General features: G+C 65.7%; 11 protein-coding genes and 4 tRNA genes. 14 read left to right on the plus strand and 1 reads right to left on the minus strand.

Annotated features, from left to right (window positions below):
• Positions 1-53 precede the first annotated feature (53 nt).
• The 8 genes from ABE546_RS16505 to ychF all read left to right on the plus strand — a co-directional run bounded on the left by ABE546_RS16505 (position 54) and on the right by ychF (position 6,976).
• Positions 54-1,742, plus strand: coding sequence for a tetratricopeptide repeat protein (locus ABE546_RS16505; protein WP_346464514.1), 1,689 nt, complete (start codon positions 54-56; stop codon positions 1,740-1,742).
• Positions 1,739-2,398 carry a lipoprotein insertase outer membrane protein LolB gene (lolB, locus tag ABE546_RS16510; protein WP_313212216.1) on the plus strand — a complete coding sequence of 220 codons (660 nt, stop codon included), beginning with the start codon at positions 1,739-1,741 and terminating at the stop codon, positions 2,396-2,398. The genes ABE546_RS16505 and lolB overlap by 4 nt, the downstream gene beginning before the upstream one ends.
• Positions 2,395-3,264 (plus strand): 4-(cytidine 5'-diphospho)-2-C-methyl-D-erythritol kinase, encoded by an 870-nt coding sequence (gene ispE / locus ABE546_RS16515; RefSeq protein ID WP_346464515.1) that lies wholly within the window; start codon positions 2,395-2,397, stop codon positions 3,262-3,264. Before lolB ends, ispE begins: the two co-directional genes overlap by 4 nt.
• A gap of 9 nt (positions 3,265-3,273) precedes the next feature.
• Positions 3,274-3,350 (plus strand) — tRNA-Gln (locus ABE546_RS16520).
• A 136-nt stretch (positions 3,351-3,486) separates the two neighbouring features.
• Positions 3,487-4,446 carry a ribose-phosphate diphosphokinase gene (locus ABE546_RS16525; protein WP_026070235.1) on the plus strand — a complete coding sequence of 320 codons (960 nt, stop codon included), beginning with the start codon at positions 3,487-3,489 and terminating at the stop codon, positions 4,444-4,446.
• 111 nt (positions 4,447-4,557) lie between these two features.
• The gene (locus ABE546_RS16530) at positions 4,558-5,172 is read left to right on the plus strand and encodes a 50S ribosomal protein L25/general stress protein Ctc (RefSeq protein ID WP_102789571.1); all 615 of its coding nucleotides are present in this window, start codon (positions 4,558-4,560) and stop codon (positions 5,170-5,172) included.
• A gap of 81 nt (positions 5,173-5,253) precedes the next feature.
• Complete coding sequence (pth, locus tag ABE546_RS16535; protein WP_313217308.1) at positions 5,254-5,832, plus strand: aminoacyl-tRNA hydrolase; 579 nt, start codon at positions 5,254-5,256, stop codon at positions 5,830-5,832.
• Between the two features lie 52 nt (positions 5,833-5,884).
• Complete coding sequence (ychF, locus tag ABE546_RS16540) at positions 5,885-6,976, plus strand: redox-regulated ATPase YchF (protein ID WP_088434937.1); 1,092 nt, start codon at positions 5,885-5,887, stop codon at positions 6,974-6,976.
• 551 nt (positions 6,977-7,527) lie between these two features.
• Here the strand turns inward: ychF and ABE546_RS16545 are convergent.
• Positions 7,528-10,275, minus strand: a complete 2,748-nt coding sequence (locus ABE546_RS16545) for a TonB-dependent receptor (protein WP_313217309.1) — start codon at positions 10,273-10,275, stop codon at positions 7,528-7,530.
• 168 nt (positions 10,276-10,443) lie between these two features.
• Here ABE546_RS16545 and ABE546_RS16550 point away from each other — a divergent pair, with 168 nt between their 5' ends.
• The 6 genes from ABE546_RS16550 to ABE546_RS16575 all read left to right on the plus strand — a co-directional run.
• Positions 10,444-11,460 (plus strand): cyanophycinase, encoded by a 1,017-nt coding sequence (locus tag ABE546_RS16550; RefSeq protein ID WP_313209719.1) that lies wholly within the window; start codon positions 10,444-10,446, stop codon positions 11,458-11,460.
• A gap of 111 nt (positions 11,461-11,571) precedes the next feature.
• Positions 11,572-12,585 (plus strand): isoaspartyl peptidase/L-asparaginase, encoded by a 1,014-nt coding sequence (locus ABE546_RS16555; protein ID WP_313209717.1) that lies wholly within the window; start codon positions 11,572-11,574, stop codon positions 12,583-12,585.
• A 138-nt stretch (positions 12,586-12,723) separates the two neighbouring features.
• A tRNA-Tyr gene (locus tag ABE546_RS16560) sits at positions 12,724-12,809 on the plus strand.
• 28 nt (positions 12,810-12,837) lie between these two features.
• Positions 12,838-12,911: transfer RNA gene (locus tag ABE546_RS16565), tRNA-Gly, on the plus strand.
• A 47-nt stretch (positions 12,912-12,958) separates the two neighbouring features.
• Positions 12,959-13,034, plus strand: a tRNA-Thr gene (locus ABE546_RS16570).
• A 41-nt stretch (positions 13,035-13,075) separates the two neighbouring features.
• Positions 13,076-13,330, plus strand: a 255-nt coding sequence (locus tag ABE546_RS16575; protein ID WP_346464516.1) for a GTP-binding protein, incomplete at its 3' end; no start/stop codon positions are given.

Consider the following 13,330-nt stretch of genomic DNA (forward strand, 5'->3'; position numbering starts at 1 on the left):
TGCGATAAGCTGCTGGCCATTCAAGTCGTCATTTTAAGGCTCAGATGCCCCCGATGCCCGCATTGATTCGCATCTCCAGCGTTCTGCTGCTGTCTTTGTTCACCGCCAACGCCCTGGCCGCCCCCCCGGCAGCCCCGGCCAAAGGCAAGAACAGCACGGCCGAGGCGGTCCCCCTGGCCCCGGTCATGGCGGGCGAATTCGCCCTGCAGGCAGGCAAACTGGGCGACGCCGCGCGCTGGTACCTGGAGGCGGCCGAGGCCAGTGAAGGCGATGCCGGCCTGGCCGAGCGCGCCTCCCGGATCGCCATGCTGGCCAACGATGACAAGCGCGCCGCCCGCGCGCTGGCCCTGTGGGAGCAGCGTGCGCCGCGCTCACTGGCCATGCGCAGCAGCACCGCCGCGCTGGACATGCGCCAGAACAAGGTGAAGGCCGCCCGCACCGAACTGCAGGCGCTGCTCAAGGACCCGGACCCCACCGCCTGGAAGTTCGCGATCGGCGCCCTGATCAGCGGCGGCAGCGACCCCAAGGTCCCGGCCCAGGTGCTGGGCGAGCTGGTGGATGCCAATGCCATCCCCGACCGCCTGGAGGTCTGGCAGGAGTTCGGCCGTCTGGCCATGCGCATGGAGCAGCCCGAGCTGGCCCGGCGCATGGTCGATGAGGTGGTCAAGCGCTTCCCGGACGAGCCGCGCGTGGCCCTGCTGCACGCCAGTCAGCTCAACCAGGCCGGCAAGTCTGAAGAGGCGCTGGCCCTGTTGAAGGGCGTGGAGCCCAAGACCACGCAGGACCCCGAGCTGCGCAATGCGGTGGCGATCTCCTACGACCTGATGGGCCAGCCTGCTGCGGCCGAGCGCGTGCTGGCGGTCGGCCCGCAGGATGTGCAGACCTACGGAATGCGCGCCTCGCTGCTGGCCAAGCAGAAGGACGACCCGGGCCTGCTGGCCCTGTATACCGAACTCTCCGGGCAGGCGACCAAGCCGGATCCGGCCCAGCGCCTGCTGCTGGGCAAGATCGCCGAGTACCTCAAGCGCTACGAGGAAGCGGTCAACTGGTATCACAGCGTGCCCGGTGGCCCGGAGCGCGATGAGTCGCGCCTGCGCGCGGCCAACGCGCAGAACGAACTGGGCCGCACCGACAAGGCGCTGGCCGAAGTACACGCGATCCAGTCCGACGCGACCGTCGATGACGATGCCCGCCGCGATGCCTATCTGCTCGAGGCCGAGCTGCGCCAGCGCGGCAACGACGATGCCGGCGAACTGGACGCGCTGGCCCGTGGCCTGGCCGCGTATCCGGACGAGAACGCGCTGCTGTATGCCCGCGCCCTGGCCTGGGAGCGTCGCGACGACATCCCGCGCGCCGAGGCCGACCTGCGCAAGGTGCTGGTCACCGATCCGGAGAACATCGCCGCGCTCAACGCGCTCGGCTATACCTTGGCCGACCGCACGCAGCGTTATCAGGAAGCCTTGGAACTGATCGACCGCGCGCGCGTGGCCGAGCCGGACAACGCCGCCATCGTCGACAGTTACGGCTGGGTGCTGTATCGCCTGGGCCGCAACGAGGAAGCACTGGTGCAGCTGCGCCGCGCCTGGACGCTGGCCAAGGATGCGGAGATCGCCGCGCATGTCGGCGAGGTGCTGTGGGTGTTGAACAGGAAGGACGAGGCGCGCCACTTCTTTGAGGAGGCTCGCAAGCTGGACCCGGACAACCGCGCCCTGCAGCGCGTGATCGAGAAATACGGCGTATGAATCTGCTGTCCCTGAAGGCCGCGTTTGCCGCGGCCGTGGCGTTGTCGCTCTCCGCCTGCGTGTCCCTGGATGAGCGCAAGGCGCCCTCCGCCCCGACCGTGGTCACCACCGTCTCTCCCGCTGCGCAGCAGGCCGAGGCCGAGCGTGTCACTGCGGTGCGCGCGCAGCCGGCCTGGTCGTTCCAGGGCCGGGTGGCGATCAGCAAGGGCCGCAACGGTGGCAACGGCCGCATCGACTGGCAGCAGCAGGGCCAGGGATATGTGGTGGAACTCAGCGCCCCGGTCACCCGGCAGAGCTGGAAGCTGACCGGCGACAGCCATCACGAGGGTGGCCGACTGGAAGGTCTGGAAGGCGGCACGCGCCAGGGCGACGATGCCCAGCAGGTCCTGCTGGACGCCACCGGCTGGGATATCCCGGTCAACCAGCTGCCCGATTGGGTGCGCGGCCTGATCGCCGATGCGGCCCCGGCCGAGCGCATCGAGCGCGACGGCGAAGGCCGCCCGCGTCGCGTGCAGCAGCTGGGCTGGGAGATCCAATACCTGGATTGGTACCCGGCCGAGGCTGGTCGCCCGGTGCTGCCGCGCCGGATCGAAGCGGTCAATGGCGACGCCAAGGTCCGCCTGGTGGTCGACAGCTGGGTGCTGGCCACGCCATGAGCAGGCTGGATGCAGTCGACGGCGGGTCGACCTGGCCGGCCCCGGCCAAGCTGAATCTGTTCCTCCACATCACCGGGCGGCGCCCGGACGGTTACCACCAGTTGCAGACCGTGTTCCGGCTGCTGGATTGGGGCGATCGGATCCATCTGCGTGTCCGCGACGATGGTCGGATCCGCCGTGAGGGCCCCTCCGTGGCCGGCGTTACCGAGGCCGATGATCTGGCGATCCGCGCCGCGCACCTGTTGAAGGCTGCAGCGAACATCGTCCAAGGTGCCGATATCGGCGTCGAAAAGCGCGTTCCCGCTGGCGGCGGCTTCGGCGGCGGGTCCTCCGATGCCGCCACCGTCCTGGTCGCACTGAACCGCCTGTGGGGCGCCGGTCTGGAGGTCGATGCGCTGGCCGCGCTGGGTCTGCAGCTGGGCGCGGATGTGCCGGTTTTCGTGCGCGGGCACAACGCCTGGGCCGAGGGCGTGGGCGAACTGCTGACCCCGATCGCCCTGCCGCCGGCCTGGTTTGTGCTGGTCCACCCCGGCGTTCACGTACCGACCCCCGCACTTTTCGCATCACCGGATTTGACGCGGGATGCCCCAGTGGCGAAAATAGCGGACTTCGCTTCCGGGTCTTTGCTCGGGAATGCGTTCGAGCCGGTCCTGCGCCGCCGCGAACCTGCCGTAGAGGCAGCGCTCGCAGCGTTGAGCAGTATCGGCCGGGCACGACTCACCGGGTCGGGAAGCGGTTGTTTCGTCGAGTTCGCCACGCGCGCTGCTGCAGAGCAGGGCCTGGCGCAATTGCCGAAGGAACTGCGGGCATGGGTGGCTGCGGGCGTGGAGCGCTCGCCACTGCTTGATGTACTCGAGCGTTACTGATTTTGATGCAGGGGCGTCGCCAAGAGGCCCAAGGCACCAGGTTTTGATCCTGGCATTCGGAGGTTCGAATCCTCCCGCCCCTGCCACTAGCGGATATCTGCCGCGACTCCATGCGCATGTCTGCGCGGGCGCGGTGCATACGCCGCGGTGTTGTCACCGCAGACACCTCCGGGTGCCGGCGGCCCAGTTCTCCGCCAATCGCTCCCGCCCGAGACCGTCATGATGCAAGAACACCCCAACCTGCTGGTATTTTCCGGCAACGCCAACAAGCGCCTTGCGCAGAGCATCTGCAAGGAACTGGGGGTGCGGCCTGGCAAGGCATTGGTGTCGCGCTTCTCCGATGGTGAAGTGCAGGTCGAGATCGAGGAAAACGTCCGTAAGCAGGACGTGTTCGTGATCCAGCCGACCTGTGCACCCAGCGCAGAGAACCTGATGGAACTGCTGGTCCTGATCGATGCGCTCAAGCGCGCTTCGGTCAACAGTGTCACCGCCGTGGTGCCGTATTTCGGCTACTCGCGCCAGGATCGCCGCATGCGGTCCTCGCGCGTGCCGATCACCGCCAAGGTGGCTGCAAAGATGTTCAGCGCTGTCGGGGCTGACCGGGTACTGACGGTGGATCTGCATGCCGATCAGATCCAGGGTTTCTTCGACATGCCGGTGGACAACGTATACGCCTCGCCGCTGCTGCTCGCCGATATCTGGCGCGCCTACGGCACGGAAAACCTGATCGTGGTGTCCCCGGACGTGGGCGGTGTGGTGCGCGCGCGCGCCGTCGCCAAGCGCCTGGACGATGCCGATCTGGCGATCATCGACAAGCGCCGCCCGCGCGCCAACGTCTCCACCGTGATGAACATCATCGGTGACGTCGAAGGCAAGACCTGCGTGATGGTCGATGACATCGTCGATACCGCCGGCACCCTGTGTGCGGCCGCTGCAGCCCTGAAGGCGCGTGGCGCCCTCAAGGTCGCCGCGTACTGCACCCACGCCGTGCTCTCGGGCCCGGCGGTGGACAACATCAACAACTCCCAGCTCGATGAGCTGGTGGTGACCGACACCATCCCGCTGCGTGAAGAGGCGCGGGTGTGCAGCAAGATCCGCCAGCTCAGCGTGGCGGAAATGCTGGCCGAGACGATGCGCCGCATCGCCTTCGGTGAGTCGGTCAGCTCGCTGTACGTGGATTGATTTTTCCGCCCACCGGCAACGGTGGGTGGTTTCCCGGGGAGATCTGGTCGCGGATCTCCCCTCATCGCCTCGCCCTCATGGCGCGGCAAACAACGAAGGTAGTAAATCAGCATGGCCAAGAATCATGAAATCAAGGTCGTCCAGCGCGAACTGCAAGGCAAGGGTGCGAGCCGCCGCCTGCGTGGCGCTGGCCAGATCCCGGCGATCATCTACGGCGGCGACGTCGAGCCGAGCGTCATCCAGCTCAACCACAACGAAATCTGGCTGGCCCAGCAGAACGAGTGGTTCTACTCGTCCATCCTGGACCTGAATCTGGATGGCAAGGTCACCAAGGTGCTGCTGCGTGACATGCAGCGCCACCCGTTCAAGCAGCTGATCCTGCATCTGGATTTCCTGCGCGTGAACGAGAACGAAGCGCTGACCGCCAACGTCCCGCTGCACTTCATCAACGAAGACACCTCGCCGGCCGGCAAGGCTGCCGACGTCGTGGTCACCCACGAACTGAAGGAAGTGAGCATCACCTGCCTGCCGAAGGACCTGCCGGAATCGATCGACGTCGACCTGGCCGACCTGAAGGCTGGTGACGTGATCTACCTGTCGGACATCAAGCTGCCGAAGGGCGTCGAGATCCCGGCCCTGGCCCAGGGCAAGGACCATGACGACGCGATCGTCACCGCCAAGCTCGGCAAGGAAGAAGCTGCCGACGAAGCGCCGGCTGCAGAGTAAGTGATTGCGGCGCCTGTCCTTCGGGGCAGGCGCCGTTTCTGTATGTACCGGCACAGGGCCGGTACCGACGAAAGAAGAGTAATGACAGGATTGCGATTGATCGTTGGTCTGGGCAACCCCGGACCCGAGCACGCCCAGACCCGGCACAATGCCGGGTTTCGTTTCATTGACGCCCTGGTCGAACAGGCCGGCGCGCGCTGGAGCGTGGACAGCAAGTTGTTCGGCGAGACCGCCAAGGTCGATATCGCCGGCCAGTCGGTATGGCTGCTCAAGCCCGCCACCTTCATGAACCTCAGTGGCAAATCGGTCACCGCGGCGCAGCGCTTCTGGAAGATCGAACCGGAAGAAACGCTGCTGGCGCACGACGAGCTGGACCTGCCGCCGGGCGTGGCACGGCTCAAGTTCGACGGTGGCCACGGCGGCCAGAATGGCCTGCGCGACACCATCCGCCTGCTCGGCCATGGCAGATTCCACCGCCTGCGCATCGGCATCGGCCATCCCGGCCACAAGGACCGCGTGGTCCCGTGGGTGCTGGGGCGCGCCAGCAAAGACGATGATGTGCTGATTGGTCATGCCATCGAAGATGCGATCGACGTGCTGCCGCTGGCGGTATCCGGCGATTACAGTGAGGCGATGAAGCGCCTCCACACCCCGAAATAACCACGGTGTACCGACCAACGGCCGGTACCTACCACCCCAGAGGTTGTCAAAGATGGGTATCAAATGCGGCATCGTCGGTCTGCCCAACGTCGGCAAATCGACCCTGTTCAATGCGCTGACCAAGGCGGGCATCGCGGCGGCCAACTTCCCGTTCTGCACGATTGAACCGAACGTCGGCATCGTGCCGGTGCCGGATCCGCGCCTGAACGAGCTGGCAGCCATCATCAACCCGCAGAAGGTCATCCCGACCGCGGTGGAGTTCGTGGACATCGCCGGCCTCGTCGCCGGCGCGGCCAGTGGTGAAGGCCTGGGCAACAAGTTCCTGGCCCACATCCGTGAAGTGGATGCGATCACCCACGTGGTGCGCTGCTTCGAGAATGCCGACGTCATCCACGTCAACAACAAGGTCGACCCGCTCTCGGATATCGACACCATCGATACCGAACTGGCCCTGGCCGATCTGGACAGCGTCGAGAAGGCGCTGAACCGCGCCGAGCGCGCTGCCAAGGGGGGCGACAAGGAAGCCGCGGCCCGCAAGCCGGTGCTGGCCAAGCTGCAGGCTGCGCTGGCCGACGGCAAGGCCGGTCGTACCGCTGGCCTGGACGAGGAAGAGAAGGCGCTGGTCCGTGACCTGTTCCTGCTCACCCTCAAGCCGGTGATGTACATCGCCAACGTGCTGGAAGACGGCTTCGAGAACAACCCGCATCTGGATGCCGTGCGCGCCCGTGCCGCCGAGGAAGGCGCGCAGGTGGTGCCGGTGTCGGCCGCGATCGAAGAAGAGCTGTCCCAGCTCGACGACGAAGACCGCGACACCTTCCTGGCCGACCTGGGCCTGTCCGAGCCGGGCTTGAACCGCGTGATCTACGCCGCGTACCAGCTGCTGGGTCTGCAGACCTACTTCACCGCAGGCGTGAAGGAAGTCCGCGCATGGACCGTGCGCAAGGGCGCCACCGCTCCGCAGGCCGCCGCCGTGATCCATACCGACTTCGAGAAGGGCTTCATCCGCGCCGAAACCATCGCGTATGACGACTTCATCAAGTACAAGGGCGAGGCCGGTGCCAAGGAAGCGGGTCGTCTGCGCCTGGAAGGCAAGGAATACCGCGTCCAGGAAGGCGACATCCTGCACTTCCGCTTCAACGTCTGAGTTCCTCGCACGTTGATGCCCGCAACGCCCCGCCCTGAGCGGGGCGTTTGCGTTTTTGGGAGCGCATTCCACACCCGACATGGACTGGATAAAAAATGACCAGGCACCGAAACCCTTGCCTGGTATGCCTCCGCCTCACTTGTCCACAACAAACCCCCACGCCTCTCCACGCACCATGTGGAAAACCCGCGCGCGGTAGTGCCGGCCGCTGGCCGGCAACCCATCTGACCCGCCCGCCAGCGACGTGGACAATTTCTGACCACCACTGAAAACCGTTGCAGTGCATCGCTCACCCGGGGTTGTCCACAGCAAACCCCCATCGCTTTCCACGGTGTGTGTGGAAAACCGCGATCCGCGGCTGGACAAAAAATAGCCGCGCCCTGAAAGCATTGTGCCGCATGGCTTGCATGCACTTGTCCACACCAAACCCCCATGGCTTTCCACGTGGCGTGTGGAAAACACGGTGGCCGCGCCGCATCGCGGGCTACGCGCAAAAAAAAGACGGAGGCAATGCCTCCGTCCTTGATCCCCTATCGGCAGTGAAACGGCGCTTACAACGCCGTACCGCCAAACTTGTGGGTGTACTGCAGGTTGATCGTCCGGCCCACGGTGTCGAACCACGAGACGTCGTAGTACGGATACGGCGTGTACGTCACATCCTTCGGCGGCAGCTTGTTGGCGATGTTGACCACCGACAGCGACAGGCGCGAATGATCATCGAAGCGGTACTGCAACGACACGTTGTAGCGGTACGTCGCCCCGATCCACGGGCTGTCGCCGCTGTCCGGATCGAAACTCTGGTCATAGCTGTCGTAGGTTGGCAGTTTGCCCAGGCGCGAGCCGTACAGCGTGGCCGACCACGCCGCGTTCTCCCAGGTCACGCTCGCACTGGTCTTGGTGCGCGGAATGTCGAAACCGCTGTTGATCGCGAACTGGTCCTCGACCACATCGCCCTCGAACTGCTGGAAATCGTGCGTCTTCACCCAGGTGTGGTTGCCACTGAGGATGAAATCGCCGATCCCGGTGCTCAGGCGGTAGCGCAGGCCCACATCGATGCCACGGGTCGTTTCGCGCGCGATGTTGATCGGGCTCACGTGCACGCCATACAGGCGGCCATCACTGGTGCGGGTAACCCGGCTGATCGCATCCACGCAGGTCGGCGACGCCGCGTCCGCGTCGCCCAGGCGGCAGGCCGCCTCGTCGCGCAGAATCGTGCTCACATCCATGTCCTGCACCTGGTCGCGCATGTCGATATCGAACCAGTCCACGGACAGATCCAGGCCCGCTGCCGGCGACCACACAAAACCAGCACTCCACGACGTGCTGGTTTCCGGGTCCAGCTGGCGGTTGCCTTCGCGCGTGCGGATCAGGTTCTCTTCGTAATCCGAACAGTCATCGCCGCCGTCCACCGCGCAGGTGTAATAGTCGTTGGCACTGGTTTCATCGTTGCCCGGGCCGGCATACACGTAGTGCAGGTCGGGCGCGCGGAACGCGGTGCCGTAGGAGCCGCGCACCAGCAGCGTGTCGATCGGGCGCCACTCCAGGCCACCGCTCCAGGTCGCCTTGCCGATCGTGTTGCCGGAGTAACGGTACTGGTCGAAGCGGCCGGCCAGGCTGACGTTGAACGTGTCATGCAGCGGCAGGCGCAGCTCGGCCGCGGTCGCCCAGCGGTTGCGGCTGCCGTGCCCGTCCGAATCCTTCCAGCTGTAGTAGTAGTACTGCGTGGCCAGCGGGTCCGGGTTCAGTGCGTAGGACTGATTGCCGAACTCGGCGGTCGCCGCGAAGCCGGCCTTGCCACCCGGCAGCTCGAACAGCTCGCCATTGGTCAGGGTCAGCGCGGCAGTCTCGGTGCGCGACTTCGGGGTATAGGTGGTGCGTGCGGCGATCGAATCGTACTCGCTGCGGCTCAGCGGCCGGTACAGGCGCGCCGGGTCGGCGTTGAACACCGGGAACACGTTGTCGTCGTCATCGGTGTACTCGCCCAGCTGCTCGCCCAGGAACAGTGCATTGGCCTTGGCGGCGATGATCTGCGGCCAGCGGATGCTGGACTGGTACTGCGAATGGCTCAGCGACGCCTCGTATTCCCAGTCCGCACCGAGCGCGCCCTTGAAGCCGGTGGTCACGCTGAAGGTCTTCTGGGTGCTGCGCACCATGCCGTTGTCGAGTCCGCCCATTTCCTCGGGGGAGAACTGGCGCTGCCAGAACTCGACCTGGTCGGTGGCCTGGTTGTAGAAGTAGCCGTCCTCGTTGCCGTCGGCGGCCATGCGGCCCCACTGTGTGACATCGCGCATCAGCGCCAGGTCGTGGTAACCCATCTGCACATCGGCGAACCATTCCGCACCGTTGTCGAAGGCGTAGCGCAGCGAGGCATAGCCGTTGGCACCGCGGCGTTTGCTCAGGATCGTGCCGTAGCCGATCGAGCGGTCGCTGCCGCAGTAGAAGCCATATCGCGCACGCTCGGCGTACTGGGTGCTGCCGTTGTTCTGGCCGGCCAGCGCATCGCAGGTGGCCTGGCCCGGGTCCAGGTAGTCGTCGTTGTAGTCGGTGCGCAGGTAGGCGCGGCGCAGGGCGCGGGCGCTCTCGGTCGGCGCGTCCAGCGTGGAATCCTGCTGCCCACGCTCATAGGCCCACAGCGGGGTCTGCGACTGCAGTTCCAGGCTGTAGACCGCGCTGAAACGGCCGGCGTCGAAGCCACTGGCGATGCTCATGTCGAAGGACTCACCACCGCCTTCGCTGGTGGTGCCCATGCGCATGTCGACCGTGGTGCCATCCACCTGCTTCTTCAGGATGAAGTTGACCACGCCGGCGATCGCGTCAGAACCATAGATCGCCGAGGCGCTGCCGGTCAGCACTTCGATGCGCTCGATCATCCCGATCGGGATGTTGGAGACGTCGGTGAAGTTGCTGCGGCCCTGGAAGGGCATCGGGAAATCGGCGATGCGGCGGCCGTTGACCAGCACCAGGGTGTGGTTGGGGCCAAGGCCGCGCAGGTCGACCTGCTGCGCACCGGGGGAGAAGTCCGCGCCGCTGGAGGACTGTTGGCTCTGGGTCTCACCCCCGTTCTGGGTCATCGAGCGCAGCACGTCCGGCACGCTGGTGAAGCCGCTGGCCTGGATCTGCTCGGCAGTGATGACGGTGACCGGGGCCGGCCCCTCCACCTGCGCACGCGGAATGCGCGAGCCGGTGACCTGCACCGTATCCAGTTGCTGCACCCCGGGGGCGGGCGTCTGGGCGCCCGCAGTTGCGGCCACACCCATCAACGCCAGCTGGATCGACCACGCCATCGCCTGTTTACGCATGAGAATTCTCGAGAAGAAAGTGTCGGCCTCGAGGGAGGCCTGTCCCCCATTCACATTTCGTGAACGGACGGCGCGCATTTAACGCCTTTTTTACGGGGTTGACCACTGCCAATTTCTCTGGCAAAGAGTGAAAGCGCTTACACGCCCGTTTTATTCAGGGAGGTCAACGTGCACAAGGGTTTCCGGCCGATCCATTCCCTTCTGTGGTTGCTGCTTGCAGCGCTCTCGCTCCCCCTCCACGCCCAGAATCCGCGCAGTCTGCAGGATCGGGGCTACCGCTATTACGAGGTCGGCGCCCTGCAGGCCCCGCGGGCGCCCCACACCGAGCCGGCGATGATGCTGATGGGCGGCGGCGAGTGGGTGCCGGCAGCCTTCCAATGGTGGGTGGCGCGCGCCGGCCATGGCCGGGTGGTGATCCTGCGCGCGTCCGGTGCCGATGAGCTGCAGAACCGGCTCTATCGGGAGATCGGCGGCGTGGCATCGGTACAGACCCTGGTGTTCAACAGTCGGCGCGCGGCCGACGACCCGGCCGTGCTGGGGGTGATCGCCGCCGCCGATGCGATCTTCATCGCCGGCGGCGACCAGGCGCGCTATATCCGTTTCTGGAAGGGCACGGCGGTGAACGCGGCGCTCAATGCACACGTCCGCGCCGGCCGGCCGATCGCCGGCACCAGTGCCGGGTTGGCCATCCTGGGGGGCTACAGCTACGGCGCCCTGGATGGCGGCAGCGTGACGTCCCGCCGCGCGCTGCGCGATCCGATGGGCAGGGCCGTGACCCTGGACAGTGATTTCCTGGCGATGCCGTACCTGTCCAACGTGGTCACCGATACCCACTTCGGCAAGCGCGACCGGCTCGGCCGCCTGATCGTCTTCGTGGCCCGTGCCGCCCAGCGCAGTGGGCAGCAGAACATGGTCGGCCTCGGCGTGGATGAAGACACCGCGCTGTGTGTCGAGGCCGACGGCACCGGCCAGGTGTTCAGCCGCGACGGCGGTTTTGCGTGGCTGGTGATGCCGCAGCGCGCGGCCGATCGCCTGCGCGGCGGTAAACCGCTGGATTTTCTCGCCATTCCGGTGACCGGGGTGGGCGAAGGAAGTCGCCTGCATCTGGATGGCTTCCAGGTGGACGACGCGGCGTTCGAGATGACGGCCGATATCCGCGAGGGGCGCCTGCAGCTGCGCCGGTAGATCCACGCCATGCGTGGATGCTGTCGCGCGCGTTGTGAGGTCGCGGCCACGCGCGTGGGTGGCCCGTCGCGCGTGCCATGATGCGGCCTCGTCCCTTGAGAGTGCCTGTCCATGTCGCGTTCTGCTGTGGTGGTGTTGTCGCTGTGCCTGTCGCTCCCGCTGGCCGCCGCCGCCGCCGAGCCTGTACTGGTCATACACGGCGGGGCGGGGGTGGAGCGCAAGGATCTCTCGCCCGCCGAAGAAACCGCCGCGCGCGCGGCCCTGCAGCAGGCGCTGTTGAAAGGCCATGCCGCGCTGGCGGCGGGCAAGCCGGCACTGGAAGCCGTTACCGCGGCGATCACCGTGCTCGAGGACGATCCCACCTTCAATGCCGGCAAAGGGGCGGTGTTCACCCACGATGGCCGCAACGAACTGGATGCCTCGCTGATGGACGGCGCCACGCTCAAGGCGGGCGCGGTGGCCGGCGTGCAGCGCGTGCGCAACCCGATCCTGCTCGCTGAAGCGGTGATGCAGCATTCTCCGCACGTGATGATGGTCGGGCAGGGCGCCGAGGCGTTCGCCAGCAGCCAGGGCATTGCCCTGGTGGATCCGTCCTACTTCCGCACCGACAAGCGCTGGCAGCAGCTGCAGAAGGCGCTGAAGGAAGAGGCCAGCGGCCAGGCCCATGCGGATCTGGAAACGGCGCGGCACTTTGGCACCGTCGGGGCGGTCGCGCTGGACAAGGACGGCAAGCTTGCCGCCGGCACCTCCACCGGAGGGATGACCAACAAGCGCTATGGCCGCGTGGGCGACTCACCGATCATCGGCGCGGGCACCTATGCCGATGCAGGATGCGCGGTATCGGGCACGGGCTGGGGCGAGTACTACATCCGCACGGCGGCCGCGCACGATATCTGTGCCCGCATGCAGTACCTCAAGCAGGGGCCGGTGGATGCGGGACGCGCGGTGATCAACGAGCGCATTCCCGCCCTCGGTGGCGATGGCGGCGCGATCGTGCTCGCCGCCGACGGCCGCGCGGCGACCCCGTTCAACACCCAGGGCATGTATCGCGGCTGGATCGGTGCCGATGGCGTACCGCATGTGGCGATCTTCGCCACCGAAACCCTGCCGTTGCCGGGCCAATAGCCCGTCCCGGCAAGGCAATTCGACATTCATGTGAAAAAGTTCAAAAAGGTTGTTGACAGAACCCCCGTTTATCCCCAAAATTCACGGCTCTTCCACCCCACACCGAAAACGCTTCGGCGCCACGGGACAGGGTGGTAAGGAGGGATACCCAAGCGGCCAACGGGGGCAGACTGTAAATCTGCTGGCTTACGCCTTCGGTGGTTCGAATCCACCTCCCTCCACCAGTTTCATGTTGTGGCAAGAGCTTCCGATGCGGGAGTAGTTCAATGGTAGAACCTCAGCCTTCCAAGCTGATGGTGCGGGTTCGATCCCCGTCTCCCGCTCCATTGAATGAGTTTGAATATATTCAAATTCGTGCCATAATACAAAACTCGCTCACGTAGCTCAGTCGGTAGAGCACCTCCTTGGTAAGGAGGAGGTCGAAGGTTCGATTCCTTTCGTGAGCACCATCTAAGTGCTACCAATTCAGACGATTTCGAGATAAGCAGCCATGGCCAAGGGTAAGTTCGAGCGCACCAAGCCGCACGTCAATGTCGGCACCATCGGTCACGTTGACCACGGCAAGACCACGCTGACCGCCGCACTGACCAAGATCGGTGCCGAGCGCTTTGGCGGTGAGTTCAAGGACTACTCGTCGATCGACGCCGCGCCGGAAGAAAAGGCACGTGGCATCACGATCTCGACCGCACACGTCGAATACGAATCCACCGAACGTCATTACGCCCACGTCGATTGCCCGGGCCAT

This window comes from Stenotrophomonas sp. TWI377 (genome assembly GCF_039674525.1).
Classification (GTDB): domain Bacteria; phylum Pseudomonadota; class Gammaproteobacteria; order Xanthomonadales; family Xanthomonadaceae; genus Stenotrophomonas.

What these genes read in the sequence shown, in the direction of transcription:
- ispE (WP_346464515.1), top strand. Translation starts at nt 2,395, where the DNA reads ATGAGCAGGCTGGATGCAGTCGACGGCGGGTCGACCTGGCCGGCCCCG.
- ABE546_RS16525 (WP_026070235.1), top strand. Translation starts at nt 3,487, where the DNA reads ATGCAAGAACACCCCAACCTGCTGGTATTTTCCGGCAACGCCAACAAG.
- ABE546_RS16555 (WP_313209717.1), top strand. Translation starts at nt 11,572, where the DNA reads ATGTCGCGTTCTGCTGTGGTGGTGTTGTCGCTGTGCCTGTCGCTCCCG.
- pth (WP_313217308.1), top strand. Translation starts at nt 5,254, where the DNA reads ATGACAGGATTGCGATTGATCGTTGGTCTGGGCAACCCCGGACCCGAG.
- lolB (WP_313212216.1), top strand. Translation starts at nt 1,739, where the DNA reads ATGAATCTGCTGTCCCTGAAGGCCGCGTTTGCCGCGGCCGTGGCGTTG.
- ABE546_RS16545 (WP_313217309.1), bottom strand. Translation starts at nt 10,275, where the DNA reads ATGCGTAAACAGGCGATGGCGTGGTCGATCCAGCTGGCGTTGATGGGT.
- ABE546_RS16505 (WP_346464514.1), top strand. Translation starts at nt 54, where the DNA reads ATGCCCGCATTGATTCGCATCTCCAGCGTTCTGCTGCTGTCTTTGTTC.
- ABE546_RS16530 (WP_102789571.1), top strand. Translation starts at nt 4,558, where the DNA reads ATGGCCAAGAATCATGAAATCAAGGTCGTCCAGCGCGAACTGCAAGGC.
- ychF (WP_088434937.1), top strand. Translation starts at nt 5,885, where the DNA reads ATGGGTATCAAATGCGGCATCGTCGGTCTGCCCAACGTCGGCAAATCG.